The 26,685-nt window shown below is 56.9% G+C and carries 23 protein-coding genes and 1 tRNA gene; 21 read left to right on the top strand and 3 right to left on the bottom strand.

Annotated features, from left to right (window positions below):
- The first annotated feature begins 90 nt into the window (after positions 1–90).
- The 13 genes from GQF00_RS05100 to GQF00_RS05040 all read left to right on the top strand — a co-directional run bounded on the left by GQF00_RS05100 (position 91) and on the right by GQF00_RS05040 (position 15,207).
- Entirely contained in the window at positions 91–1,044 is a 954-nt protein-coding gene (locus GQF00_RS05100) for a DUF523 and DUF1722 domain-containing protein (protein ID WP_161318086.1), read from the top strand.
- Entirely contained in the window at positions 1,041–1,925 is an 885-nt protein-coding gene (locus GQF00_RS05095; RefSeq protein ID WP_161318085.1) for a MerR family transcriptional regulator, read from the top strand. Before GQF00_RS05100 ends, GQF00_RS05095 begins: the two co-directional genes overlap by 4 nt.
- Positions 1,922–3,367 carry a deoxyribodipyrimidine photo-lyase gene (locus tag GQF00_RS05090; protein WP_161318084.1) on the top strand — a complete coding sequence of 482 codons (1,446 nt, stop codon included), beginning with the start codon at positions 1,922–1,924 and terminating at the stop codon, positions 3,365–3,367. Before GQF00_RS05095 ends, GQF00_RS05090 begins: the two co-directional genes overlap by 4 nt.
- Before the next feature lie 2 nt (positions 3,368–3,369).
- Positions 3,370–4,638 carry an NAD(P)/FAD-dependent oxidoreductase gene (locus GQF00_RS05085; protein WP_237440403.1) on the top strand — a complete coding sequence of 423 codons (1,269 nt, stop codon included), beginning with the start codon at positions 3,370–3,372 and terminating at the stop codon, positions 4,636–4,638.
- Positions 4,635–5,414 (top strand): DUF1365 domain-containing protein, encoded by a 780-nt coding sequence (locus GQF00_RS05080; protein WP_161318083.1) that lies wholly within the window; start codon positions 4,635–4,637, stop codon positions 5,412–5,414. Before GQF00_RS05085 ends, GQF00_RS05080 begins: the two co-directional genes overlap by 4 nt.
- Positions 5,414–6,670 carry a cyclopropane-fatty-acyl-phospholipid synthase family protein gene (locus tag GQF00_RS05075; protein WP_161318082.1) on the top strand — a complete coding sequence of 419 codons (1,257 nt, stop codon included), beginning with the start codon at positions 5,414–5,416 and terminating at the stop codon, positions 6,668–6,670. The genes GQF00_RS05080 and GQF00_RS05075 overlap by 1 nt, the downstream gene beginning before the upstream one ends.
- Positions 6,671–6,908: 238 nt before the next feature.
- Complete coding sequence (gene nadA / locus GQF00_RS05070) at positions 6,909–7,958, top strand: quinolinate synthase NadA (RefSeq protein WP_161318081.1); 1,050 nt, start codon at positions 6,909–6,911, stop codon at positions 7,956–7,958.
- Positions 7,959–8,206: 248 nt separating this feature from the next.
- Entirely contained in the window at positions 8,207–8,974 is a 768-nt protein-coding gene (locus GQF00_RS05065) for a sulfite exporter TauE/SafE family protein (protein ID WP_161318080.1), read from the top strand.
- A 233-nt stretch (positions 8,975–9,207) separates the two neighbouring features.
- Positions 9,208–11,802, top strand: coding sequence for an alanine--tRNA ligase (alaS, locus tag GQF00_RS05060; RefSeq protein WP_161318079.1), 2,595 nt, complete (start codon positions 9,208–9,210; stop codon positions 11,800–11,802).
- 160 nt (positions 11,803–11,962) lie between these two features.
- The gene (locus tag GQF00_RS05055) at positions 11,963–13,189 is read left to right on the top strand and encodes an aspartate kinase (protein WP_161318078.1); all 1,227 of its coding nucleotides are present in this window, start codon (positions 11,963–11,965) and stop codon (positions 13,187–13,189) included.
- A 275-nt stretch (positions 13,190–13,464) separates the two neighbouring features.
- On the top strand, positions 13,465–13,653 hold the full coding sequence (gene csrA / locus GQF00_RS05050) for a carbon storage regulator CsrA (RefSeq protein ID WP_161318077.1): 189 nt from the start codon (positions 13,465–13,467) through the stop codon (positions 13,651–13,653).
- Positions 13,654–13,759: 106 nt separating this feature from the next.
- A tRNA-Ser gene (locus GQF00_RS05045) sits at positions 13,760–13,849 on the top strand.
- A 353-nt stretch (positions 13,850–14,202) separates the two neighbouring features.
- A complete protein-coding gene (locus GQF00_RS05040; protein WP_161318076.1) occupies positions 14,203–15,207 on the top strand; it encodes a DUF5924 family protein in 1,005 nt (334 codons plus the stop codon).
- 79 nt (positions 15,208–15,286) lie between these two features.
- Here the strand turns inward: GQF00_RS05040 and GQF00_RS05035 are convergent, their stop codons facing one another.
- A complete protein-coding gene (locus tag GQF00_RS05035) occupies positions 15,287–16,174 on the bottom strand; it encodes an oxygenase MpaB family protein (RefSeq protein ID WP_161318075.1) in 888 nt (295 codons plus the stop codon).
- 721 nt (positions 16,175–16,895) lie between these two features.
- Here GQF00_RS05035 and GQF00_RS05030 point away from each other — a divergent pair.
- The 5 genes from GQF00_RS05030 (at position 16,896) to GQF00_RS05010 (ending at position 19,901) form a co-directional block, all read left to right on the top strand.
- The gene (locus tag GQF00_RS05030) at positions 16,896–17,966 is read left to right on the top strand and encodes a hypothetical protein (RefSeq protein WP_161318074.1); all 1,071 of its coding nucleotides are present in this window, start codon (positions 16,896–16,898) and stop codon (positions 17,964–17,966) included.
- Between the two features lie 48 nt (positions 17,967–18,014).
- The gene (locus tag GQF00_RS05025; protein ID WP_161318073.1) at positions 18,015–18,380 is read left to right on the top strand and encodes a DUF2007 domain-containing protein; all 366 of its coding nucleotides are present in this window, start codon (positions 18,015–18,017) and stop codon (positions 18,378–18,380) included.
- A 73-nt stretch (positions 18,381–18,453) separates the two neighbouring features.
- Entirely contained in the window at positions 18,454–18,762 is a 309-nt protein-coding gene (locus tag GQF00_RS05020) for a putative quinol monooxygenase (protein ID WP_161318072.1), read from the top strand.
- Positions 18,763–18,788: 26 nt separating this feature from the next.
- A complete protein-coding gene (locus GQF00_RS05015; RefSeq protein ID WP_161318071.1) occupies positions 18,789–19,382 on the top strand; it encodes a glutathione S-transferase family protein in 594 nt (197 codons plus the stop codon).
- A gap of 114 nt (positions 19,383–19,496) precedes the next feature.
- A complete protein-coding gene (locus tag GQF00_RS05010; RefSeq protein WP_161318070.1) occupies positions 19,497–19,901 on the top strand; it encodes a hypothetical protein in 405 nt (134 codons plus the stop codon).
- A gap of 19 nt (positions 19,902–19,920) precedes the next feature.
- On the opposite strand, the gene GQF00_RS05005 is transcribed toward GQF00_RS05010, so the two are convergent.
- Both GQF00_RS05005 and GQF00_RS05000 read right to left on the bottom strand, forming a co-directional pair.
- Entirely contained in the window at positions 19,921–21,555 is a 1,635-nt protein-coding gene (locus GQF00_RS05005) for a hypothetical protein (RefSeq protein WP_161318069.1), read from the bottom strand.
- A 119-nt stretch (positions 21,556–21,674) separates the two neighbouring features.
- Positions 21,675–22,829 (bottom strand): YbfB/YjiJ family MFS transporter, encoded by a 1,155-nt coding sequence (locus GQF00_RS05000; RefSeq protein ID WP_161318068.1) that lies wholly within the window; start codon positions 22,827–22,829, stop codon positions 21,675–21,677.
- 515 nt (positions 22,830–23,344) lie between these two features.
- Here GQF00_RS05000 and GQF00_RS04995 point away from each other — a divergent pair.
- Genes GQF00_RS04995 through GQF00_RS04985 form a run of 3 tightly spaced genes read left to right on the top strand, consistent with a single transcriptional unit; the run spans position 23,345 to position 26,592 of the window.
- Complete coding sequence (locus GQF00_RS04995; RefSeq protein WP_161318067.1) at positions 23,345–24,706, top strand: CmpA/NrtA family ABC transporter substrate-binding protein; 1,362 nt, start codon at positions 23,345–23,347, stop codon at positions 24,704–24,706.
- A gap of 28 nt (positions 24,707–24,734) precedes the next feature.
- Complete coding sequence (locus GQF00_RS04990) at positions 24,735–25,736, top strand: ABC transporter permease (protein ID WP_161318066.1); 1,002 nt, start codon at positions 24,735–24,737, stop codon at positions 25,734–25,736.
- Positions 25,737–25,752: 16 nt separating this feature from the next.
- Positions 25,753–26,592, top strand: coding sequence for an ABC transporter ATP-binding protein (locus GQF00_RS04985; protein WP_161318065.1), 840 nt, complete (start codon positions 25,753–25,755; stop codon positions 26,590–26,592).
- The last annotated feature ends 93 nt before the right edge of the window (positions 26,593–26,685 follow it).

The following is a 26,685-nucleotide window of genomic DNA, read 5'->3' as shown; positions in this document are numbered from 1 at the left end:
TAACAGGGGTTGAGTTAGCTTCACGGCCCGTTGACAGGCAGGCAGACTAAACTTGTACAACTCAATTTTTCTGTACAGGTGCGACGCGTCATGGATACAGCAGAAAAGATCCCCGTTGGTATCAGTGCCTGCCTGTTGGGCATGGAAGTACGCCATGATGGTGGCCACAAGCATTCGCGGTATTGCACCGGGGTTCTGGCCAATCATTTCTCTTTTCGGTCGCTGTGTCCTGAGATGGGATCGGGATTAAGCACGCCTCGCCCTTCGCTGCGTCTCATCGAGCAAGGTGATCAGGTCCGCATGGTGACCAGTGACGGGCAGCGTGATCACACCGACCTGATGGCCGATTTTGTTGAGCGTACCCTGCCGGAACTGGCCGGGTTGCGTGGTTTTATCCTGATGGCCAAATCACCCAGTTGTGGCATGGAGCGGGTAAAGCTGTACCGCGAGGATGGTGAATTGCTCAACCGTGATGCGTCAGGGCTGTTTGCTGCGGGGCTGAAAAAGCGCTATCCGTTGATGCCGCTGGAAGAAGCGGGGCGGCTCAATGACGACGGGCTGCGGGAAAACTTTATCGAACGGGTATTCCTCTACGATGACTGGTGCCAGATGGTTGCCAACGGTCTGACCCCGCAGCGTCTTATCGACTTCCACAGTCGTCACAAGTTTCAGTTGCTGGCGCATTGCCAGCGCACCTACCGCGAGCTTGGGCCCATGCTGGGCAACCTCAAGGCGCGTCCGCTGCAAGACATTGCCGATGATTATATTCATGCCGTTATGGAGGCCATGAAGAAGCAGGTTTCCCGCGGCGCACATGTGAATACTCTGCAGCACCTGGCCGGGTTCCTGCGCGATGGACTCAGCCAGGAGGATCGGTCACTGATTAGCGAACAGATTGATGCTTACCTGCGTGAGGATGTGCCGCTGGTGGTGCCCATGACGTTGCTCCGCGGTGCATTGCGCAAGGTCGATCAACCTTACTTGCAGGCGCAGCGTTATCTGAGCCCATATCCCGATTCATTGGGGCTGAGGAACCGGGTTTGAGCAAGTTGGCAGTTACCATGAATGCGGATGACAGCGGTTACAGCATTCAGGCAGTCAGTGAGCGTTGTGGGGTTAACCCGGTGACGCTACGGGCCTGGGAGCGGCGGTATGGCCTGCTCAAGCCCTCGAGAACCGCCAAGGGGCACCGCCGCTATTCCGAACAGCAGTTGGCAAGGGTGCAGGCGGTGGTGCAGTGGCTGGAAAAGGGTGTGCCGATCCGCCAGGTACAGGCCTTGCTGGACTCTTCTTCCAGTGCCGATGTCACTGCGGAACCTGTCTGGCAAGAAGCCAGAGAGGACGCTCTGGCTTCGCTGGAGGCCCTCAACCTGAGACGGCTGGAGCAGCAGCTCAATGGGTTGATTGCCGACTACGGCCATGGCCGGGTAATAGCAGAATTTTCTGATCCGTTGCGCGAACAACTGGCGATTTCGTCATCCCTTTCCCTGCAAGCGGCCCTGTTCCACAGCCTGCTGACCCAGAAGTGGTCTGGCAGGGCTTTGTCGCTGGCGCCCGGGCGTACCCGTAGTGGCTGGATACTGGTGCCTCTGGGTGATCCTCTGGCGGCGCTGGAGCTGGCCATGGTGATGAATTCGCCCCTGTGGTGCCTGGATCAACCCGCCGATTACGAGGCCCTGCTGCAGCGTCATGCCGCCCACCCACACTTTGGCATTATCTGGCTGGCGGATGCGTTGCCCAGTGCTGCCCAGCGCGCCCGCTGGCTTCCTCAACAGGCGCCGGGGGTTCCTGCCTGTATCTGGGGGCCGCTGGCGCAACAGTTGGCAACTGAAGTGCCCGGTGTTTCTGTGCTCACCGGCAGCCGTGGCGAGGTGGCCGATGCCTTGCAGGCATTCAGTCTGGCGAGTCGGGAGGAACAGGCATGAATCTGGTCTGGTATCGCAATGACTTGCGCGTCCATTCACACCGTCCCTTGCAGGAAGCCCTTCAGGCGGGCGGACCAGTAACCGCTGTGTACTGTCTCTGTGAGGGGCAATGGGATGACCATGGTGTGGCTCCTCTGCGTCGTTGGTATGTATTGCAAAGCTTGTGCGAGCTGGGTGAACAACTGGCGGCACGAGGCATTGGCTTGCAGGTGCTGGACACGGGCGATTTCAGTCAGGTGCCTCAGCGTCTGGCGGCTTTCGTTCGCGAACAGGGCGTTGAGCGGGTGTTCTGCACCCGCGAATACCCTTTGAATGAACGCCGCCGGGATGAGGGTGTGGCTCGCGAAATGGCGCAACTGGGTGTGACTATTCGCGGCTTTGATGACAGCGTGTTGGTGCCGCCCACCACGCTCCGCACCGGCAAGGGCACCCCCTACACGGTGTTCAGTGCCTACAAAAAACGCTGGGATGTATGGCTGGATGATCATTTTGCCATGCCAGACCCGCCGGCAAAGCCAGCGGCAAAGCCCGTTGTTTTTGCGGATAAAAAAACCATTGATGATGCCCTGGCCAGGCTCGCGGTGCCGGCGTCATTGACGGCGCGCTGGGAGCCCGGAGAACAGGCGGCTGGTCGACAGCTTGATGATTTCATCACCCGGCATCTGGCCAACTATCGAAAAAATCGCGACTTTCCGTCGCTCACCGCCACCAGCAGCCTGTCTGCGGCCCTGTCGGCAGGCACCCTGTCGCCGGCCAGTTGTTTTCATGCGGCCCGCCAGGCCATGGCCGATGCCGGCGCCCGGGATGGTGCCGCCTGCTGGATCGGTGAGCTGGCCTGGCGGGATTTTTACCGCCAGATCATGGCCCAGTATCCGCGTTTGAGCTGGGGCAGGGCGTTTCGTGCCGAAACCGATTTGCTGCAGTGGAATGACGATGAGGTCCTGTTTCAGGCTTGGTGTGAAGGTCGTACTGGCTATCCGCTGGTGGATGCCGCCATGCGCCAGCTGGTGGCAACGGGCTGGATGCACAATCGCCTGCGCATGGTTACGGCCATGTTTCTCAGCAAGCACCTGTGGCTGGACTGGCGCAAAGGGGAAGATTTTTTCATGCAGCACCTGATAGATGGGGATTTTGCCGCCAACAACGGCGGTTGGCAGTGGAGCGCCTCCACGGGCACCGATGCGGTGCCGTATTTCCGGGTCTTTAACCCGGTTCGGCAAAGCCAGCGCTTTGATGCAGAAGGGCACTTCATTGCCCACTGGGTGCCGGAACTGAAAGCGCTGGATAACAAGACCATTCATGAACCCTGGAAGCAGCCGTTACTGGTACCGGACTACCCGGCGCCCATTGTGCCCCATGCCGGGGTAAGAGAGCGGGTCACCGAGTCTTTCAAGGCGGTTAAACAACTTTATGACACTACGCAGGGACAGGGCGGGAATTGAACATGATGAACAGTGAGAAGCAGAAGATTGCCATTGTGGGTGCGGGCATCAGTGGCCTGACCGCTGCCTGGTATCTGGCAGAACACCATGACGTGGAAGTGTTCGAAGCGGGTGACTACCTGGGCGGCCATACCTGTACTGTGCCGGTGGAGCGCGATCATGGCCACTACGATATCGACATGGGTTTTATTGTCTTTAACGACAGAACCTATCCTCACTACCAGGCATTGCTGGCGGATCTGGGGCTGGCAGGTCAGCCTACCTCAATGGGCTTTGCGGTGAGCGACCAGCTCAATGGGTTGGAGTATTGCGGTGACGGCCTGGGCGGTGTCTTTGCCCGCAAGCGTAACTGGGTGAGCCCGGCACACTGGCGGTTTGTCCGTGAGATTCTGCGCTTCAACAAGGAAGCCACGGCGCTGCTGGATGATCCGCAGGGCGATATGCCGCTGGGCGAGTACCTGAGCCGCCACGGTTACAGTGAGCGTTTCCGCCGCGATTATGTGCTGGCCATGGGTGGCGCCATCTGGTCCTGTTCGCTGGCGCAGATGGAAGCCTTTCCGGCCCGTTTCTTTATTCGTTTCTTCGATCATCACGGACTGTTGTCGCTGACCAACCGACCGCAGTGGTTTGTGGTGCCTGGCGGCTCCAACCATTACGTAACCCGGCTGGTGGCGCGATGCCCGGCCACCTTCCATGTGTCTACCCCGGTGCAATCGGTGACACGTCACCCCGATCATGTCACCGTGGTCGCCAATGATGAGTCTCGGGATTTCGATCAGGTCATCTTCGCCTGCCACAGTGACCAGGTGCTGCCCATCCTGACCGATGCGGACGCCCGTGAGAACAACTGTCTGTCGCAGCTTGGCTACCAGGATAACGAAGTGGTACTGCATACGGACATCAGTCTCTTGCCCAAGCGAAAGCGGGTCTGGTCCAGCTGGAATGCCATGTTGATGAAAGAGCAATCAGACCGTATCCAGGTTACCTACAACATGAATATTCTGCAGGGCATCGACGCGCCGGAAACCTTCTGCGTGACACTTAATGCCACCGACCGCATTGACCCGGCCACAGTGCTGGAGCGGCGTCATTTTTCCCATCCCATGTTTACACCGCAAACCGAAGCGGCGCGGGAAGCCCTGCTTGCCGGTAATGGGATCAATCGCACCTGGTATGCCGGCGCCTGGTGTCGCAATGGCTTCCATGAAGACGGTGTGGTGTCCGCCCTCAATGTGGTCACCGCGTTGGGCAAGCAGAGGCTGGCCGCATGATAGGGCAGGCGATCGCCAGCGGCAGGGTGTGGCACCAGCGCAACGTGCCTTTCACTCACCGTTTTGCGTATCCCCTGTGGCTGGTGTGGTGTGATCTGGATGAGATACCTGCGCTGCTTGACCGCTCTCCCTGGTGGGGGCGGGCCTGGCGGCCGGTGGTATTCCGCGCTCGGGATTTTGTGGACAGTACTGATACCGCTCTGTCCGACAAGGTCCGCGGGCGAGCATCTGATTCAGGGCTGGATTGGCAGCAAGGCAGGGTGTGCATGTTGGGGCAGTGGCGAACCTTTGGCACCTTGTTCAACCCCCTGGTGCTGTACCTGCATTTTCCCGAGGGTTCGGATCAGCCCGACAGCATGCTGGCGGAAGTGCAGAATACACCCTGGAAGGAGAAGCATTTTTATGCGCTGCCCCTGGCAGCCAACGAAGCGGGGACGCTGGAAGTCGATCACGACAAAAGCTTCCACGTTTCCCCTTTCCTGCCCATGGCGCTGCGTTATCACTGGCGTCTTCACGTCGCCTTTCCTGATTTGCGGCTAGTGTTGGAAGATAAAAGTGATAATGAGGTGGTGTTTGCCGCCGGTTTGAATTTGACATTGTTGCATCCGGAAAGGGCTGTCATGCGTAATGTCATTGTAAGAATGGGTGCCAGAGGTTTTGTCACGCTCAAAGGTATTTACTGGCAGGCATTCAAACTTTGGCGAAAGGGCGCCAGGTTTTATCGGCACCCGCAACGCCAGCACAGCGAGCAGAACAAGAGTGAGAGGAGAGGGTAATGCAGTCTGGTGAAAGCGCGTCGAACAATACGGTTGCCGTCAGTGATCAGGCCACTGGCCTGGCTGGCGTAGCGCGCCGACTGGTGCTCAAACAGCTTGAAGCCTTGCCTCATGGCGCACTGCGTATTGAGGAGCCGGACGGTTCCGTGATCAATCTTGGCAGTGAGCCGGAGGGCGGAGTCATTCAACTCCGTGACTGGCGCACGTATTCCATGATGATGAGCGGCGGCGCACTGGGCGCTGCAGAGGCTTACATGGAAGGGGGATGGGACAGTCCGGATCTGGTTGAAGTCATTCGTTACTTTGCTGCCAACATCCAGGCCATGCGCGCTTTGGAAGGCGGCCTCGCCAAGTTGTCCAAACCCGCTCTCAAATTACTGCATCGTCACAACCGCAATTCATTGCAAGGTTCCCGCCGTAACATCGCGGCTCACTACGATCTGGGCAACGATTTCTTCGCGCTGTTTCTGGATCGCTCCATGATGTACTCCAGCGCGGTCTACCCACGTCCGGATGCTGGTCTGGAAGAAGCGGCGGAACACAAACTGGATCTGGTTTGTCAGCGGCTGGAATTGCAGCCCGGCATGGACGTTCTGGAAATCGGGACCGGCTGGGGCGGGTTGGCGATCCATGCGGCCAAACATTATGGCGTCAACGTGACCACCACGACCATTTCCCGCGAACAGGCCCGCTATGCCCGCGAGGCGGTCAAAGCAGCCGGTCTGGAAGAACGCATTACCATTCTGGAAAAGGATTACCGGGAACTGGAAGGTCAGTACGATCGGGTGGTGTCCATCGAGATGATTGAAGCGGTGGGCGCGGAGTTCCTGCCCAGCTACTTCACAGTACTCGGGGAGCGTCTCAAGCCGGAAGGCAAGTTGTTGCTGCAGGCCATCACTGTGCCTGACCAGCGCTACGACTACGCCCGCAAGCAGGTGGATTTCATCAAGCGCTATATCTTCCCCGGTGGCTTCCTGCCCAGCGTGTCGGTGATGACCGATCATTTCACCCGCCACACCGATCTGGTGGCCACCGAGCTGTATGACATTGGTCATGACTATGCGCGTACCCTGCATCACTGGCGTGAGCGTTTCCTGGCCAAGCTCTCCCAAATCCGCGATCTGGGCTTTGATGAGCGCTTTTTGCGCATGTGGGATTACTACCTGTGCTACTGCGAAGGAGCGTTTCTGGAAAGAGCTATCAGCACGGTGCACATCGTGGCCAACGGCCCACGCTGGCGCCCCGGCGCATCCTGATCCCACATCTGTTGCGAGTTACCGATGGGGAAGGTATCTCCTGCCTGTCCCTTTCCCCTTGAAAAATGCGCCTCCCGGGCGCATTTTCGGGTTAAGAAGGGTCGCCAATGGTTCCGGCATCTTCTTGTCACAACCCATCCGGCGACGTTGTGGTATTATTCGCGCCTTGTTTTTTCGCCACTGTCAGGTGGCGGCTCCAAGTGATTGAAATCTGGTCTATTTCCGGGCGGTGAGAGCGATGACGGCAGAGGCACAAGCGCTGGTACAGGCCCACCTGGCAAAGGTGGTGCAGGATGATTCGCTGAGTGACGAGCAGCGACTGGCCTATCGTGAACGTATCAAGACATTGTTACGCGAACGTGACGCCGTGCTCGTGGCCCACTACTACACGGATCCGGAAATCCAGTCCCTGGCAGAAGAGACCGGTGGTTGCGTGTCCGATTCCCTGGAAATGGCCCGCTTCGGCAAGGAGCACCCGGCCTCCACCCTGATCGTGGCCGGTGTGAAGTTCATGGGCGAAACTGCCAAGATCCTGAGCCCGGAAAAGCGCGTCTTCATGCCCACGCTGGAAGCCACCTGTTCACTGGATATTGGCTGCCCGGAACAGGAGTTCTCCGACTTCTGTGACCAGCACCCGGACCGCACCGTGGTGGTGTATGCCAATACCTCTGCTGCCGTGAAGGCTCGCGCCGACTGGGTGGTGACTTCCTCTATTGCGGTGGAATTGATTGAGCATCTGGATCGTAACGGCGAGAAAATCCTGTGGGCCCCGGACAAGCATCTTGGTAGCTACGTGCGCGATAAAGCCGGAGCGGATGTGTTGTGCTGGGACGGTGCCTGTATCGTTCATGAAGAATTCAAGGCCCAGGGCCTGCTTGATCTGAAAAAGGCCTACCCGGAAGCGGCCGTGCTGGTGCATCCGGAATCCCCGGCCTCCGTGGTGGAAATTGCCGATGTGGTAGGCTCCACCTCGCAGCTGATCAAGGCCGCCTGCGACATGGACAACGACACCTTTATCGTTGCCACTGACAAGGGCATCTTCTACAAGATGCAGCAACTGGCTCCGCAAAAGACCTTCCTGGAAGCCCCCACCGCCGGTTCTGGCGCCACTTGCCGCAGCTGCGCCCACTGCCCGTGGATGGCCATGAATGGCCTGCAGAACATGCTGGATGTGCTGGAAAGTGAGAATGGCATGGGGCAGGAAATCTTCGTTGATCCTACCCTGGCCGAAAAAGCCATGGTGCCGCTCAACCGCATGCTGGATTTTGGCAAGTCCCTGAAGGCCTAGACGAATTTCCCTATCATCTTCGTAGGGCGGAAAGGGCCATGCCCTCTCCGCCGGGGGGAGCGACAAGCCTCAAGCTGCAACGCGGATAAGCCTCGCCACATACTCACAGTCTCTACCCGCGCACAGATCCCGGTGCCGGAAACGCGGCTTCAAAGGTCAAAAGCAGGCATTTTACCGGCCCGCGTTGCAGCTTGAAGCTTGTAGCTTGCTCCTCCATGCTTCCCGTTGACTCCCGACAGAGCTTTCCCATGGAATATCTCTCCGACCCCTGGCTTGCTGCTGCCTTGCTGGGCGCAGGCGTTCTTGCTGGCTTTATCAATACCCTCGCCGGCGGCGGGGGGCTGCTGATACTGCCGTTGCTGATGCTCACCGGCATGAGCGCTGCGCTGGCCAATGGCACCATGCGGGTGGGGGTACTGATCCAGAGCGTTGAGGCGGTGCGCCAGTTCAACAAGCGCGGCACCATGCCGTTCCAACCGTTGCCGGCGATTCTGGTGCCCTGTCTGCTGGGCACGCTGGTGGGCGCACTGGCGGCGGCGTATCTGCCCGAGGCCATCATCAAGCCGGTGCTGCTCACCACCCTGGTGGCGGTCGCCCTGATCATGGTGTTCAAGCCCAATCAAATGACGCCCGCCCCGGATGAAACGCCGCTGGTGCCTAATGATTCTCTCCCGGCCTGGCTGGGGCTGTTCTTTGCCGGTATCTACGGTGGCTTTGTTCAGGCGGGGGTAGGCTTTGTGCTGATTGCCGTCCTGGTGGGGCAAATGCGTTACGATCTGCTGCGCGGTAATGCCCTGAAACTGGCCATCACCGGCAGCTTTACCGTGCTGGCGCTGGGCATCTTCATGTGGCGCGATCAGGTGGCCTGGCTCCCCGGCCTGCTCGTCGCCGCTGGCACCCTGGTGGGGGTGCGCCTGGGCGTTGGCTTCGCCCACCGGGTCTCCCCGATCGTGCTCAAGCGCATTTTGCTGGCGATGGTGCTGGCGGTGTGCCTGGCGGCGGCGATAAAAGGTTAGCTTCAAGCTACAAGCTGCAACGCGGGCCAGGAAAGTGCATGTTTCTGGTCTTAAATGCCGCGTTTCCGGCACCGGGATTTGTGCGCGGGGAAGGACTTTAAGCGTGCCGAGTGACTATTCCGTGTTGTAGCTTGCAGCTTGAAGCTTGTAGCTAGCTTCTTCCCATCGCAACCCGGCCCCATGGGCGCTATACTCGGCGCTTTCCGATAGCCAGCCAAGAAACCGTTTTTCCTATGAACAGTGCTGAACTACGCCAGGCCTTTCTGGACTACTTCGCCAGTCAGGGACACACCAAGGTGCCGTCCTCCTCACTGGTGCCCCATGACGATCCCACCCTGTTGTTTACCAATGCAGGGATGAACCAGTTCAAGGACGTGTTCCTGGGCCGTGAATCCCGGGATTACACCCGTGCCACCAGCTCCCAGCGCTGTGTGCGTGCGGGCGGCAAGCACAACGATCTGGAAAACGTGGGTTACACCGCGCGCCACCACACCTTCTTCGAAATGCTGGGCAACTTCAGCTTTGGCGACTACTTTAAGCGCGAAGCCATCAAGTTTGCCTGGGAGTTCCTCACCGGCACCCTGGGGCTGCCGGAAGACCGCCTGTGGGTCACCGTGCATGTGTCCGATGACGAAGCGGCAGATATCTGGCTGAAGGAAATGGGCGTCAGCGCCGAGCGCTTCTCCCGTCTCGATGAAGACAACTTCTGGCAGATGGGTGACACCGGCCCCTGTGGCCCCTGTTCCGAAATCTTCTACGACCACGGCGCCGATGTGCCCGGTGGCCCGCCGGGTTCCGAGAACGACGATCTGGATCGTTATATCGAGATCTGGAACTTGGTGTTCATGCAGTACGACCGTCAGGAAGACGGCGAGCTCAAGCCGCTGCCCAAGCCCAGCGTGGATACCGGCATGGGCCTGGAGCGTATTGCGGCGGTGCTGCAGGGCGTGCACTCCAATTACGAAATCGATCTGTTCCAGGCCTTGCTCAAGGCGGCGGCCAACGCCACCGGCTGCAACGATCTGGAAGAGAAGTCCCTGCGCGTGATCGCGGACCACATCCGCTCCTCCAGCTTCCTGATCTGTGACGGTGTGATCCCGTCCAATGAAGGTCGCGGTTATGTGCTGCGCCGCATCATCCGTCGTGCCCTGCGCCACGGCCACAAGCTGGGCCAGGACAAGCCGTTCTTCTCTACCCTGGTGGCGGCGCTGGTAGAACAGATGGGCGAAGCCTATCCGGAACTGGCCCGTGAACAGGCCCGTATCGAGAAAGCCCTGCTGGCGGAAGAAGAGCAGTTTGGTCGCACCCTGGCCGCCGGCATGAAAGTGCTGGAAAGCGCCATCGACGACATGGACGGCAAGATGCTGTCCGGCGATGTGCTGTTCACCCTCTACGATACCCACGGCTTCCCGCCGGACCTCACTGCCGACGTGGCCCGTGAGCGTGATCTTGAGGTGGACATGGATGGCTTCGAAAAAGCCATGGAAGCCCAGCGCGAACGCGCCCGCGGCGCCGGCAGTTTTGCCAACGACTACAGTGATCGCCTCAATATCGAGGCCGTTACCGACTTCTCCGGCTACGAAAAGCTGGCAGACGAAGATGAAGTCGTGGGTCTGTACCGCGACGGTGACGCCGTGGATAGCCTCAATGCCGGCGAAGAAGGCATGGTGGTGCTGGCCAGCACTCCGTTCTACGCAGAATCCGGTGGCCAGGTAGGCGATACCGGGTACCTGGTGAAGGGAGATAACCGTTTTGCCGTGGCCGACACCCGCAAGCGCCAGGCCGCTCATATTCATATGGGCAAGGTGGAAAGTGGCAGCATCAAGGTCGGTGACAAGATTGCCGCCTACGTGGATGTGGAGCGCCGCAAGGCTATCATGCGTAACCACTCTGCCACCCACCTGATGCACGCCGCTCTGCGTGACGTCCTGGGCGAGCACGTTCAGCAGAAGGGCTCGCTGGTGGCTGCCGATTACCTGCGCTTTGACTTCTCCCACGGCGAAGCCGTGACGGAAGCCCAGCGCGAGCAGATCGAAACCCTTGTTAATCGCCAGATTCTTGCCAACACCGCCGTATCTACCGAATTGATGGATATCGATGCCGCCCGTGAAGCCGGTGCCATGGCCCTGTTTGGTGAAAAGTATGATGATCAGGTTCGTGTGCTGAGCATGGGCAGCGACGGCTTCTCCAAGGAACTGTGTGGCGGTACCCACGTGAGCCGCACCGGCGACATCGGCCTGTTCCGGATTACCCTGGAAGCCTCTGCCGCCGCCGGTGTGCGTCGTATCGAAGCGGTCACCGGGGAGAATGCCCTGAACGCCATGCGCAGTCAGGAGCGTGCGCTCAGCGATATCGCGGCTACGGTGAAGAGCACTCCCGACAATGCCGCCGAGCGGGTGCGCAGCCAGGCACAGAAAGTGCGTGAGCTGGAAAAGGAGATCGAACGCCTGAAGCAGAAGCTGGCCAGCGGTGCCGGCAGCGACCTCACCGACAGTGTTGAGGATATCAATGGCGTGAAGGTGCTGGCCACGGCGGTGGACGGTGCCGACGGCAAGACCCTGCGGGTGACCATGGACAAGCTGAAAGACAAGCTGGGTTCGGCCATCATCCTGCTGGCAGCGGTGGAAGGTGACAAGGTGGCCCTGGTGGCCGGTGTCACCAAGGATCTGACTGATCGCTTCAAGGCCGGTGATCTGCTCAAGCATGTGGCGGAGCAGGTGGATGGTCGTGGCGGCGGTCGCCCGGACATGGCACAGGGTGGTGGTAATAACCCGGCGGCTTTGCCCGCAGCACTGGCGAGTGTGAAGGACTGGGTGGCGGGCAAGTAGCTGCGCTGAAGGGCGGATATGCCGGGCATCTCCGCCATTTGGCCTGCAGGTTTGCTGCGCGGCACGGGCGACTGCCCGGTGCCGCCAAACCACCCCAACATGAAATCCCGGCGCGTTTCTGCTATAGTTTCGCGCTCTTTTTTGCAGACAAAGCGACTTTATGGCTCTTATCGTGCAGAAATACGGCGGTACCTCAGTGGGTACAGTCGAACGCATTCAAGCCGTTGCCGAGAAGGTAGCGGGTTTCCATAAACGGGGTGATCAGGTGGTTGTGGTGGTTTCCGCCATGAGCGGTGAAACCAACCGACTGATCGAGCTGGCCAAAGGTGTCAGCGATGCTCCCTCTCCGCGCGAAATGGATGTGCTGGTTTCCACTGGCGAGCAGGTCACCATTGCCCTGTTGTCCATGGCACTGCAGAAGTTGGGCCTGAATGCCCGCTCCTATACCGGTAGCCAGATTCCACTGCGCACCGACAGTGCCCACTCCAAGGCGCGCATCGAGGAAATCGACGACAAGAAAATGCGTGCCGATCTGGATGGCGGCAGCATCGTGGTCGTGGCTGGTTTCCAGGGTGTGGATGCCAACGGCAACATCACCACGCTTGGTCGTGGCGGTTCCGATACCACCGCCGTCGCGCTGGCCGCTGCCCTGAAAGCAGACGAGTGTCAGATCTACACCGATGTGGACGGGGTCTACACCACCGATCCCCGTGTGGTGGATACCGCTCGCCGCCTGAGCACCATTACCTTTGAAGAAATGCTGGAGATGGCCAGCCAGGGCTCCAAGGTCCTGCAGATCCGCTCCGTGGAATTCGCCGGCAAATACAATGTGCCGCTGCGAGTCCTTTCCAGTTTCCAGGATGGCCCTGGAACCCTTATTACCGTCGACGACGAGGTTGATATGGAAAAGCCGGTAATCTCCGGAATTGCCTTTACCCGTGATGAAGCCAAGATCATCGTGCGTGGCGCCCCGGATACCCCGGGCATTGCCTACAAGATCCTCGGACCGGTCAGTGCAGAAAACATCGAAGTCGACATGATCGTACAGAACGTGGGCAAGGACGGCGCTGCCGACTTCACCTTCACTGTGCACCGCAACGATTTCGTCCGTGCCCAGGACGCCCTGCGCAACGCTTCCGAAGAGCTGGGCAAGCCGGAAATCATCGGTGATGACAAGATTGCCAAGGTCTCCCTGGTCGGCGTAGGCATGCGCTCTCATGCGGGTGTAGCTGCCAAGATGTTCGAGACCCTGGCCAACGAAGGCGTCAACATCGAGATGATCTCCACCTCTGAAATCAAGGTGTCTGTGGTCATCGCCGAGAAGTACCTGGAGCTGGCAGTTCGTGCCTTGCACTCCGCCTTCGAACTGGACCAGCCTGAGGGTTGATCCTTGTCTGGCGGGCTCTTCCCGCTCCCTGTCTGGCGGCATTGATGCTGTCTGACAAGGGTGTTGGAAGGGCTCCCACGGTAGGTACGGGGCGACGACCGGTAGGTTTTTCTCCTGCTACTGGCAAGACTTGAGAATCAGATTCAGTCATAATGCCGCCCCCGTATGTGGGGTGGGTTAAATGGTCCCTGAACCAAGGAACCGTCTTTGACGGAGCCCGCTAGCCCCGATACGGACTGCGCTCACGGACAACAAGGACCCCAGGAGGGATCATCATGCTTATTCTTACGCGTCGAGTTGGAGAGACCCTGATGGTGGGTGACGAAGTCACCGTCACCGTTCTTGGTGTAAAAGGTAACCAGGTACGTATCGGTGTGAACGCACCGAAAGAGGTTGCGGTACACCGGGAAGAAATTTATCAGCGGATTCAGCACGAAAAGTCATCAGACAGCGAGTCTGTCTGATTTTTGGGCTGTATTTTCTCCGTAAAATCGTTATGATGCGCGGCGAGTTTGGAAACAGCACCAATCAAGAGTGCAAATTTTCCTGACTCGAGCAGTACCGCATTCCGGAGAGGTGGGTGAGTGGCTGAAACCAGCTCCCTGCTAAGGAGCCATACGGGAAACTGTATCGCGGGTTCGAATCCCGCCCTCTCCGCCATATTATGAAAACGCCCCGCACTGCGGGGCGTTTTTGTTTCTGGAGCCGCGATAAATTTCTCTCCGCATTTTGCAAGAGTCAGGCTTGCCTGGGCCAAGCGAGCGCCAACGAGCAACGAGATTCGAAAACCGCTCAATGAGGTGCTGGTTTTGCCTTTCGAAACTCGCTTCTCGTCACTCGTTACTCAGCTGTTCACCCTGACAGGCTGGGCCACGGGGTAAAGGAGAGATGTGCGCCCCTGCGAACGGAACTGCGCCCTGAACGAGGTTGTTAATTCTCCTAAAATGTCCGTCATCGCAGGAACCCCGCCTGCAAAGTAGCATCCAATTGGCACTCATAAACGGAGAACCCCCTTGCCTCTGGCCCTGCAGTCCCTGTCAGATTCCCTTTACCGCATTCGCCACCTGTGGGCGGTGGTCAGCTTTGCGCTTGGCCTGGGCAGTTACTTTCTGGTGGAGCGCCAGCCCTGGCTGGCAGCAGTGCTTACCGGTTTTCTGGTGCTCAGCTGGCTACTGTTGCTGACAGAGGGGCTGTGGCAGCAACGTTTTGCCGGCACAGCCATGGAAAATGTCTCCCAGGGGCTGCTCAAGCTCATTTTGCAGGCTGTCCACCAGGAAGCCTTCTTTTTCAGTCTGCCGTTTGTGTTACTGCAGTGGTCCGGCGGGGCGGAATATATCGGCTTTACCACCCTGGTGATCAGCGCAGCGCTGATGAGCATCATTGATCCGATCTACTTCTGGCTGGCCCGTCACCGCGCCCTGTATTTTGGCTTCCACGCCTGGGCCCTGTTCGTGGCCCTGCTGGTGTTGCTGCCGCTGATCTTTCATTGGCAAACCGATACTGCCCTGACCTGGGCAGGCTGGCTGACCGCCCTGTTCGCGTTGCCCAGTTTCTGGCGTGTCGGTGGGCCGCGTAAATGGTTTCGCTGGGCCGGCCTGGTGGCCGTTTCGCTAATGATTGCGTTATCGCCCCGTTGGCTGGCGCCCCTGGTGCCGCCTCTTACCCTGTCACTGGAGGAGCGGGCCATGGCGCTGTCGTTCAATCGCGCAGAACGACAACCCTTGGTCAGCGGAGAAGTGTTCAGCAGCAAGGAAGTGGAAGAGGGCCTGTATGCCTATACGGCCATCAAGGCGCCGTTGGGGCTGGGCCAGCAGGTTTATCACTACTGGTTTCACAATGGCGAACAGGTGGATCGTATCCCGCTCAAGGTTTACGGGGGACGAGAATCCGGTTTCCGCACCTGGTCTCACAAACGTCACATTCCGGTGCCGTCGGCAGGCAGTTGGCGAGTGGAAGTGCGCACGGAAGACAATCAGATAATTGGCGTGATGCGGTTTTACATTACACCGGACGCTTGAAACCTGTCACAGCGCTGCGGGTGTTCCTTCGCTGCGCTCGGTGGCGGCGCGATCTCTGTGGTAAACCTCTTAACCTGACTTAAGCCGCTTTCTTCACCACCGGACGGAAGCGATCTAGCTGACCGGTCACAGCCAGGTAAGCCGGTGGCAGATAGCGGTACTTGGCGGGCACCAGTTTCGCCAGTTTCTGAATTACGCGGCGGCGGCGTTCGAAGCGCCGTGCCAGTCGGCCGGTCCAGTGCACGTGTAGCACCTTGCGCAGCGCCGGGGGTAGGGTGGCGTAGGTGGCCAAGGTGGCGTTCTTGCCCAGCACACTGTAAATCCGCTGCCACATCCAGTCCGGCATCATCGCCAGCTGCGGTGTTTTCTTCACTTTCTTGAGGCTCACATCCAGCAGGTAGCGTGCGGTATCGGAGTTCTCCAGACGGGTCTCCACCATGTTGTTGAAGTAATCCCAGAAAGCCGTAACGGTCTGCGGCATGTCCTGATCACGAATACCCAGCACGCGCCCCTGCTGCACCCATTCCTGCAACAGCTGCGCCTCTTCGCCGGCGGTGAAGGGCTTTTCGCCAAACAATCGCTGGCTGGTGACCATGGTGTAGTAAGTGGTCATGTGCACCCAGGCATAGGCCTCCGGGTCCAGCGCAAAATACTTACGCCCCTTCTCATCGGCACCCTTGATATTGCGGTGCATCTCGCGCAGATCCTGGCCCGCTTGCGGGGAGCCATCCTGACCGCCATAAAGAAGGCGCAGGCCCCATTCGGTAGTACGTTGCAAACGGCCCCAGGGGTCTTCCTTGAACACGGAGTGGTCACCCACGCCGGTACCTACTACCGGGTGTGAAACCTGCAGCAGCAAGGTGGTACCCGCCATCAGCAGTTGAAGGTTGTCACCGGCATGTTTCCAGGCCAGGGAATCAGGGCCAAGGGCTATGGGGCTGGCTTTGTTATTGGAAGGGGTAGCCATGTCGTGCGCTCCTTCTGCGAAAAACGCAGTGAGACTAATTAAAGAAGGTGTCTCATTTTGGTCTTTGCACAACCGTTCCAGCAAGTGACAGAAAATTGATAGTTGTTCACTCAACCGCCGCCCGCCTCACGGCATCTGCTGATATGTCATCGCACCATGATATGTGGGTGTCCTCGCCGGACGGGCCCAAAGGGGGGGCTACGCGACACCCCTCTGGACTCCCCCGCGCCCCGACTTCGTTCGGCCTGCTCCGCAGGCACACTCCGGTACTCGCCCTGTGACGGACGCAAAAAAGACTCGCTCCGCTCAGACAGGTTTTTTGCTCTACGCCGTCACCGGGCTCCGTTCCTCGACTCACTCTAACGGGGAAGGTGCCGTGCGGATGGCATTGGCGTTCTTTTTCGCGCAAACGCTCAAGCTTGCTGTGGGAACTAGCCTGCAAGCGATCCATGGCGACCGCTTTTCACCCGCGCGCAAGTTGAATTTGTAGGATATGGCTTACATAAATTTGTAAGTGATTGAGATAAGTTGGTTTTTCAGAAAAGCGGATGCAAGAAAAGTCGGGTGAGAGTGATTCTTGTGTGTCTGATAACCCACTGATCTGGCTTTGTTTTGGTGTGGGGCCAGGGAAGATTGTGGGTGGAGATATACAGCAAAGTGTTATATCGCATCTGCAATTGAATAAACTGTTATGAGTTGATCGTGGATAAATGGAGTATTGATGTTCTTTAAGAATGAAGACAATGCGAAAGTTCTAGCAAGATTTCTAAGTAAAGCTGAAGCTGCACATATAGAAGATGAAACAAGAGCAACGCGCTTGTCGATCTCAAGAGAAATAATTGGATACATTTATAAGTCGCCAGAAGACTGGGACGAAAGGTGCACTTTCAATATTAGGCATGTCGGTGACCAGTTTCTTCATTGGCTAAGGGAATTTGATCAGTCAAAACCAACACATATTGATCATATCTACTGCATAGCCTATCGATTTCTATGTGAATTCGATTTTCTTGTGGGGCCGGGTAAAGAACTAGGCATGGAGCTAAGGTCACTCAAAAGTAAAATAGAGAATGATGTTGGAGAAATGGATGGCGATGTGAGGTCGCAGATAATATATGCCTCTTATGTCATGCCGGCAAATATTGCAAAAGATTTTATTAATGACGCAAATATAGGTGTCTTCAAAGAATTCGAACAAAAGAAGTTTGAAGCTGAAAAGCTAAAAGAGCAATGGGATGGTGAAATCATATCCAAAGAGGAGGCTGCCCAGACACTAAAAGACAAGCTAGAAGAGTATAAAATCGGATTTAATTTCGTAGGTCTGTACCAAGGATTTTCTCAATTGGCAGAAAAAAAGGCTAAAGAAGCTTTTTGGTTATTCTTGTCACTAATTGGGATGGGGTTGCTTATCTTGGCTCCATTGGTCACTGAGATAGTTTTGGCTGTAACAGGTATTTATAAGGGAAATACTTTAGGAATGGAGCACTTGCTTGTTCTTATTCCTGTAATTTCCATAGAAATCATTCTTATCTATTTCTTTAGGGTCATACTTCTAAATCATAGATCAGTTAAGGCGCAGATAATGCAAATTGAGCTGAGGCAAACGCTCTGCCAATTTATTCAAAGTTACACTGGATATTCTTCTGAGATGAAGAAGCAGGATTCAAGCGCCTTAGACAAGTTCGAAAGTCTTATTTTTAGCGGAGTCCTTTCTGACCCAGAAAAATTGCCGAGCACTTTTGATGGTGTGGAGCAGATAGGAAATTTAATTAAGAGCATAAAAAATTCATAACAAAAATTGTATAGCGAAAGCCGCTGAATGCGGCGTTAGGAAGGGACGATGCGAAAACTGTTCAGTACCATTGATAGAACAGAGGCTTTAAACGCAAAGTTTGCTTTGGAGTCAAACGGTGTCCCTGTCTATATCGGTGGGGAGCACTCCGGGCCAGCTCCAGGATTCCTGCTTGCGGATGTTTATACTGTTTGGGTATGTCTGGATCACCAGTTCGTGGATGCTTGCCGATTCATGCAGGATGATTCCCATGAAATATCCTGCCCTGTCAGTATGGATGAGTTCAATGTGGCTGCTGAAGAAGCTCGGAAAGAGAAGTGGCCATGGATCTCGGATTTGATAATGCTGCCTCTAATGGCCGTTGCTGCTTTTGGCTTTATTGCATGGATTGTGAGTAGAGTCCTGGCAGCATAACCCGTGCCTGAAAGCCTGCCTTCGGCGCATATTCAAAGATAACCAAACTTCCTCATTAGTGAGATGTTCAAACATGGATGTAAATGTGGCCGTCTTCGGCTTCCTGCGCTTTCCTCCTGGCTCAATCCCTGCGATTCGTCCCTTTCTGGACGAGTTTGTCAGAGCCACCAAAATCCACGATGGTTGTATTGCTTACGATGTTGCGGAAGACCTGAATGAACCTGGGCTGCTTCGCTTTTCCGAGCTGTGGCCGGATCGCCGGTCGCTGGATGCCCACCTTTCTGCTCCGCATATCACGCCCTGGCGGGAGGCCGCCAGAGAGCATGGTTTGCTGGAGCGGCATTTCATCGCCTATGACGTCAGCGGTGCGCGTACGGTTTAGGATATTGATCACGCAAAGGAGATAGCATGAAAATCTATGGAGATAGTCAGTCTGGAAACTGCTACAAGGTGAAGCTGGTCTGTCATCTGCTGGGTTTGGAATACGATTGGGTCGAAGTGGATATTCTTGCCGGAGAGACTCGCTCAGCTGAGTTTCTTGCACGTAATCCAAACGGAAAGATCCCCTTGCTGGAGCTTGATGACGGGTTTCTGTCTGAGTCCAACGCTATCATCAATTATCTGGCGGCAGGTTCGGAGCTTTATCCTGACGATCCCCTCGTTCAGGCCCGTATACAGCAGTGGCAGTTTTTCGAGCAGTACAGCCACGAGCCTTACATTGCCGTTGCCCGTTTCATCAATAAGTATCTTGGCTTGCCCGAGGAAAGGGTGGAGGAGTATGCGGCCAAGCAGGAAGGCGGGCACAAAGCTCTCAAGGTGATGGAGCTTCAGTTACGTGAATCGCCATTCCTGGTGGGTGAGGATATCAGCACGGCGGATATTTCACTGTTTGCCTATACCCATGTTGCCCACGAAGGTGGCTTTGACCTTGCGGACTATCCCGCGGTCAAAAGATGGTTGGGCGATGTGTCTGCTGCGGATGGATTTGTGGCCATGGGCTAACCGTTGTGTGCTGTGTCGTTCCCCTTTTCCGGCTATGACATTGAATATTCCCTGTCTTAAATATATGGAGTTCAATTAACGACAGGTGTGCCGATCAATCCTCAGGCCTATGCCATGCAAACGCTCAAAGCCGCTATTGTTTATTTTGCCTTGATCTTCGCCATTGGCTTCAGCCTGGCCATGATCCGCATCCCCTTGCTGGTGCCCCGGCTGGGCGAACGCTGGGCCGAGCTCGTGGAGTTGCCGTTCATGGTGCTGGCGAGTTTCTGGGCGGCGCGTTGGCTGGTGGGCTACTTTTCTCCGTTGTCTTTATCTCAGAGATTAGGGATGGGGAGTATGGCGTTGCTGTTGATGGTGGGGGGCGAACTGGGCTTGACTGTGGCCTTGGGACAAAGCATCCGCGAATACATTCTGGGGCGTGACCCGGTGTCCGGAGTTGCCTACCTGATTGCCTTGTTGCTGTTTGCAGCCATGCCGGTGTGGGTTCGGAGCGCGGCCACCAGGACGCTTGAATCCTGATGGCCGGAGAGTTACTGAATCAGAAGCCGACAATTTTTGGGTAAATGCCCCGATTTCTTTCCAGGATAACCTGCCCATTTTTTAACGGGATTGCCGGAGTTGCCGGGTAGCCCTTGAAGTATTCCTTTTGGCTGCCCTTGTAGCCGGTAATTCCCCGGTTCATTGAATAGTAGATATTGCCATTGGCGATTACGAAGCCAACCATGCTGTCGTCTTCCTGAGCCAGCACCTGGCTCTGACCATTACTGAAACGCTCAATCAGATAGCAGTACCGGTAACAGTCTCTGCCTGGGGTGTCGCTGGTGATCGTGCGGGCAAGGGCGACGGTCTTGCCTGTGGGATCGAGGGCCGCTTCCCGAAAGCCCTTGGCGGAGCCCAGATTGTGATTGCGGCTGCCATCGAAGTAGACCAGGTCTCCGTCGTTGTCGGTGTACAGAACAGAGCCTGCCTTGAACTCTGCCCGGTATAGCTGGGTGCCCATGCGATCATCATAAAAGCGTACGGCTTTTTTGCCCTGAATGACCCAGTGAGAGTGAGGTCTTCTGCCATTGATTGAAACCAGAATGTCGCCGTTCAGGCCAAGGTCCAGGCTTCTGTTTTCAAATAGCTTGATGATTTCCCCGCTGTGATGAATCAAGTCGATATGGTGGGAGGGCTTGCTTTGATGGCTGTTAGGTGAGGCATGTCGCACATACTTAATCAGTGCTGAGCCATCACCGGAAGGGGATAGTCGTTGTATGGACTGGTTTTGTGCACGGTTTCTTGCAAATACCCCCTGCTGGTTGGGGCTGGGGCCTTCGTAAATCCAGGTTTGTTCAGTGCCATCGAGTTTGAGCAGGCTGTGGCAGGTGCTGCACCCCGCGATTTCTATGGAAGCCAGAGCGCTTCCATCAGCAAGGAGTACAACCTGGTTGATGTTGTAGTGCTCGCGCTTTTCCTCGTAGAGAACAGCGTGTCCTTTACCGGGGAAGACCTTGATGACTTTTCGGTGGTCACGGGAGACGCCAATAATTTCCCCGGCATAGCTGTGCCGGAACAGGAAGTCTCTTGATGGGGTGGCGATCAGCGTGAGGCCATGTCCGGGGGCTGTCGGTTTTGCCTCTTGTTCAGGTGAGGCTTGTGAGGGTTGCTGTTCTGGGCCTTCTTTTATGGAAGCGATAACGGCTTCCTGAATCATTTTTTCTTTCTTGCTAGCTTCATAGCTGCTGTTCTCAGTGGCTACCAGGGTGTCACCGAACACAAAAACCGTCACGCCAACGGTGCCTTGTCTGGCCTTGTCTTCAAGGTGCGGGTCGAAGTAACCGGCATCGATCATGGATGCCATTCCTGACCGTGCTGCGGTGGTAGTGAATAGGGTGTCGCCGTTGTCTTCGCTGTCGGCTTTGCCAAAGCGATGGTAATTCGCTCTGTCCTGAATCAGATAGCCGGTTAGACTGCCCAGCGGTTTGCCCTTGCTGTTGACCTTGTCGTTATCGGAAATGACGGTGGTATAGCTCTCATCGGCCTGCATGGAGCGAAGCAGGATGCCAACACAGGCTGGCCCTGAGCAATCCTGATAGCCCTCAGCGAAATATTGCGGATCTCGGGCCTGAACATAAGTAAAACCGATATAAACAATGGCAATGCCAAGCAACCAGCCAGCTATTTTTTTCACGGATTCCCCCTGATGATGGTTGGTGTCTGCCTGCACCATGATTCTGCACTTGCGTTCTATTATTCAGGAATCGCCGTCAACATGCATGGGGCGCACGGTATGAAGAGCTGCAGCGCTCCCTAGAACCGCTCCTGACTCAGGGGGAGTAACAGCACCGCAGCCCCAATCAGCGCGACCGCCGCTCCCAGCAATCCCGGTGCAAAACTGCCACTGCTTTCCAGCATCCTTGCTGTGACCACCGGCCCCAGTATCTGCCCGATGCCATAACAGGCCGTCAGCGCGCCCAGTGCCATGCTGGCGGCGTGGGGGGCAAGTTGACGACCGCAGTACATGCTGAGGGCCACAACGGCGGTAAAGGTGGCGCCTACCAGCAGACCGCTGGTGACCAGCCCAGCAAGACCCGGGAGCCAGGCGGGGGCGCTGACGCCAATGGCCTGGACGATTAACGCCATCATTAACGCATTGCGTTCGCCGGCACGGCTGGCCAGTTTGCCCCACAGCAGGTTGGCGGGGATGGCCGCCAGACCCACGGCAAGCCAGGTATAGAAGGCGGCGCTGTCCAGTCCGGGCAGTTGTTGTTTGGCGATCACCGGCAGGTAAGTGGTGCTGGTGATGTAGCCGAACCCGGCAAGAGAATAACTGGCAATGAGGAAACCCAGCGCCTTGCGGTTCACCGGTACGCGGGTATGGGCATGTTCACTGGCGTGGGGCAGGGCGGGAATCACGCGCAGAAACGCCATGAAGCCAAGCGCCAGCGCGCCGCAGGCAAACCACATGAAGGGATAGCTCCCTTGCAGGGATTCCACCAGCGCCACGGTGAGGGCGGCGATGCTGATACCCAGGCCAATGCCGGCGTAATGAATGTTGCCCAGCCGGGCGCGCAGATGGTTGGGCAGGGCGCCGAGCACCAGGGCGGAGCCGTTGACCATGATAATGGCGCTGGCCACCCCGGCCAGAAAACGGTTGATGGCCCAGGGCATAAAGGTATCGCTGAGCCCCATTAGCACACTGGAGATAACACTGACCCACAGAGCAGCCCAAAAAGCAGTGCGCGCACGATGGGCTGGTACCAGCATGGCAAGCATGGCACCCAGTAGATAACCGCCATAGTTCACCGCCGCCAGATAGCCGCCACTCACCGCCGTCAGTGCGGTATCGGCAATCATGTCGGGCAGGGCGGGGGTAAAGAGAAAGCGACCAATACCGAGGGCAATGACCAGACTGAAGGCGCCGGCCAGGGCAATGCGAAGGGCGTCTTTGTCGTGTTGGGCCATGTTGGGCTCTCGGTCAATCATCGGGGCTGTTGTCATGTGAGGTGCAGCCTAGCAGGTCGCAGGGTGTTGCTCTGCACCTTTCGAATGATGTTCATTATTTCCCTCAGTGATAATTGGCCTTTGGTCGCAACCGGTGCGTCATTTTTTCACCATGCTGGCGCAAAAAGAGGCTCTGCGGGGTGTGTTCGGCTTTGCTGCATGGCAGTGACGCATTTTGGTGACCGAGAAATGATTCACAACAGTGCCGCTTGTGCAATTTATGGGCGTGGTCATCGTGAGTGCAGGCAGGGTGAATCGTTAACCCTATGAAAACAGGAGGTTTTCAAAGTTGGCACAGCAATTGCCTTAGTCAGGACATCACAGCAACAGCGCTGTGATCCCAATACATCTTCGTGATCAATGGCGATCACGAGCAGATTCGAGCAAAGGCGCTCAAGGCATCCGGTCAACGATGACGGGATTCCCTGAGCGCTTTTTTTATGCCTGCGCGATAGCTGGCAAAAGAGGGAAGACAGATGAAAAAGTTTATTCGCACAGCAATGACTGCACTGACGCTGGGGCTCTCGGCCAACGCCATGGCGAACGACTCTGTGGGCTGGCCGGAAAAGGCTGACTTGAAGTTCGGCTTCATCAAGCTGACAGATATGGCACCGCTCGCTGTGGCCTATGAGAAAGGTTTCTTTGAAGAAGAAGGGTTGTTCGTGACCCTGGAAGCCCAGGCCAACTGGAAAGTGCTGTTGGACCGGGTCATTGACGGTCAGCTGGATGGCGCGCACATGCTCGCTGGCCAGCCATTGGGTGCCACCATCGGCTACGGCACCGAAGCCCACATCATTACCGCATTCAGCATGGATCTGAACGGTAACGGCATTACCGTTTCCAATGCGGTGTGGGAAGAAATGAAGAAGAACATTCCGGAGAAAGACGGCAAGCCGGTGCACCCGATCAAGGCCGACGCCCTGAAGCCAGTCGTCGAGAAATACAGGGCCGAAGGCAAGCCCTTCAACATGGGCATGGTATTCCCGGTATCCACCCATAACTACGAGCTGCGTTACTGGCTGGCTGCCGGTGGCCTGAATCCCGGTTACTACGCGCCGCACAAGGGCGACACCAGTGGCCAGCTGCAGGCTGATGTGCTGCTGTCCGTGACGCCGCCGCCGCAAATGCCGGCCACCCTTGAAGCCGGCACTATTTATGGCTACTGCGTGGGTGAGCCCTGGAACCAGCAAGCGGTCTTCAAGGGTATCGGTGTACCGGTGATTACCGACTATGAAATCTGGAGAAACAACCCGGAAAAAGTATTCGGTGTGAGCAAGGGCTGGGCCGACAAGTATCCGAACACTCACATACGTGTCGTCAAGGCGATGATCCGTGCGGCCAAGTGGCTGGATGAGAACGACAACGCCAACCGCCCGGAAGCGGTGAAGATTCTGTCCCAGCCGAACTATGTAGGCGCGGACTATGACGTGATCGCCAACTCCATGACCGGCACCTTCGAGTACGAAAAAGGTGACGTGCGTGAGGTGCCGGATTTCAACGTGTTCTTCCGTTACAACGCCACCTATCCCTACTACTCCGATGCCATCTGGTATCTCACCCAGATGCGTCGTTGGGGCCAGATCAGCGATACCAAGCCGGATAGCTGGTACATGGATGTGGCCAAGAAAGTCTATCGCCCGGACATCTATGCCCAGGCTGCCAAGGCGTTGATCGCCGAAGGCAAGATCCCGGCTGACCAGTTCCCCGATTTCGCCTCTGAAGACGGCTTCAAGCCGCCGCAGAAAGGCTTTATCGACAACATCACCTACGACGGCCGCAAGCCTAACGACTACCTGGCGAAGTTTCCGATTGGCCTGAAAGAGGGTGACGCGCTTTAAGGGCGCGCTCACCTGAGGAGAAGCAATCATGGTGACCCTGACTTTCCCGACCTGGATGGAACCCTACCGCGCGTTGGCCACCGGCAAGATGACTGGTGACCAGTGGCAGGCACTGCTGCGCCAATTGATCTGGCCGGTGATGGGTATCGCGACCTTCCTGTTGCTCTGGCAACTGGCAGCCCAGCGTATTGACACCTCGCTGGGGCAGTTCCCGGGACCGGTTGATGTCTGGGAGCAGGCGGGATCTCTGGTGGATGAGCACCAGGCGTCCCGAGCCAAGGAAGCGGCATTCCATGAACGCCAGGAAAAATACATTGCCTCCCGGTTGCAGCAGCAGCCGGAATGGGAACCGGTTTACCGGAGTTACACCGGTGCGCCGACGTTCTTTGATCAGATTGGCACCAGCCTGATCACGGTAATGAGTGGCTTCCTGCTGGCCTCCGCGATCGCGATTCCTCTGGGCATTGTTATCGGCCTGAGCAGCACAGCCCATGCGGCCATGAACCCCCTGATTCAGCTGTTCAAGCCGGTTTCGCCGCTGGCCTGGTTGCCGCTGGTAACCATGGTGGTGAGTGCGGTGTATGTCACGGATGATCCACTGGTGGCCAAGTCGTTCCTGACGTCCATGTTCACCGTCTCGCTCTGCTGTCTGTGGCCGACCCTGATGAACACTTCGGTGGGGGTGACATCTGTGAGCCAGGATCTGACCAATGTCTCTATGGTGCTGCGTCTTAACGCGCTGAGCCATGTACGCAAGATCGTACTGCCCTCTGCGCTGCCAATGATGTTCACCGGTCTGCGTTTGAGTCTGGGTATTGCCTGGATGGTGCTGATTGCCGCAGAGATGCTGGCGCAGAACCCGGGATTGGGAAAATTCGTCTGGGATGAATTCCAGAACGGCAGTTCCCAGTCTCTGGGCCGGATCATGGTGGCCGTGATCGTGATTGGTCTGATCGGTTTCCTGCTGGATCGCCTGATGCTCATGCTGCAGCGCGCTCTGGTGTGGGACAAATCTTCCGTGCAGCGCTAAGGATAGGAGAAACGACATGAAAGCATTACTGGAACTCTCCAACGTCGGCATGAAATTCGACACGCCGAAAGGCCAGTTCGAAGCGCTGAAAGATGTGAATCTGAAAATAGAGTCCGGCGAATTTGTCTCGCTGATCGGTCACTCCGGATGCGGTAAATCCACCGTACTGAACATCGTCGCGGGCCTGCTTCAGGCCACCGATGGTGGTGTGATTCTGGACAAGCATGAAGTGACTGAACCGGGTCCGGAACGGGCAGTGGTATTTCAGAACCATTCGCTGCTGCCCTGGCTGACCGCATTCGAAAATGTGGAGCTGGCGGTCAAGCAGGTGTTCAAGAAGACCAAAAGCAAGACGGAAATTCGTGACTGGGTGGAGCATAACCTGGAGTTGGTTCACATGGCCCATGCCATGCACAAGAAGCCGGACGAAATTTCCGGTGGCATGAAGCAACGTGTCGGGATTGCCCGGGCGCTGGCCATGCAGCCCCAGGTGCTGCTCATGGATGAACCCTTTGGTGCACTGGATGCCCTGACCCGTGCTCACTTGCAGGATTCCCTGATGGAAATCCATGCACAACTCGGAACCACGGTAATCATGATCACCCACGATGTGGATGAAGCGGTATTGCTGTCCGACCGCATTGTAATGATGACCAATGGCCCGTCCGCCACCATCGGCGAAATTCTCGATGTGGATATTCCACGTCCACGGGATCGCCTTGCGCTGGCGGATGACGCGACCTTTGTACGCTGCCGTCAGCAGGTGCTTCAGTTCCTGTATGAGAAGCAGCGCAAGGTAGAGCCGATGCCGAAACGCAATAGCGAAAACGCTGAGGCGGCACGTAAACGGGCCTGATTTAAACGCATAAAACCTGGATTAACTCTTCCGCTTTTTTCGCGCACCGAAAAGCGGGAACAGGGAAGGTGCGCCCTGAATTTACGACGTTAA

The organism is Alcanivorax sp. DP30 (assembly GCF_009882945.1).
Lineage (GTDB): Bacteria > Pseudomonadota > Gammaproteobacteria > Pseudomonadales > Alcanivoracaceae > Alcanivorax.
The sequence above is the reverse complement of the archived record's forward strand: the minus strand, read 5'-3'. Positions and strand labels throughout refer to the sequence as shown.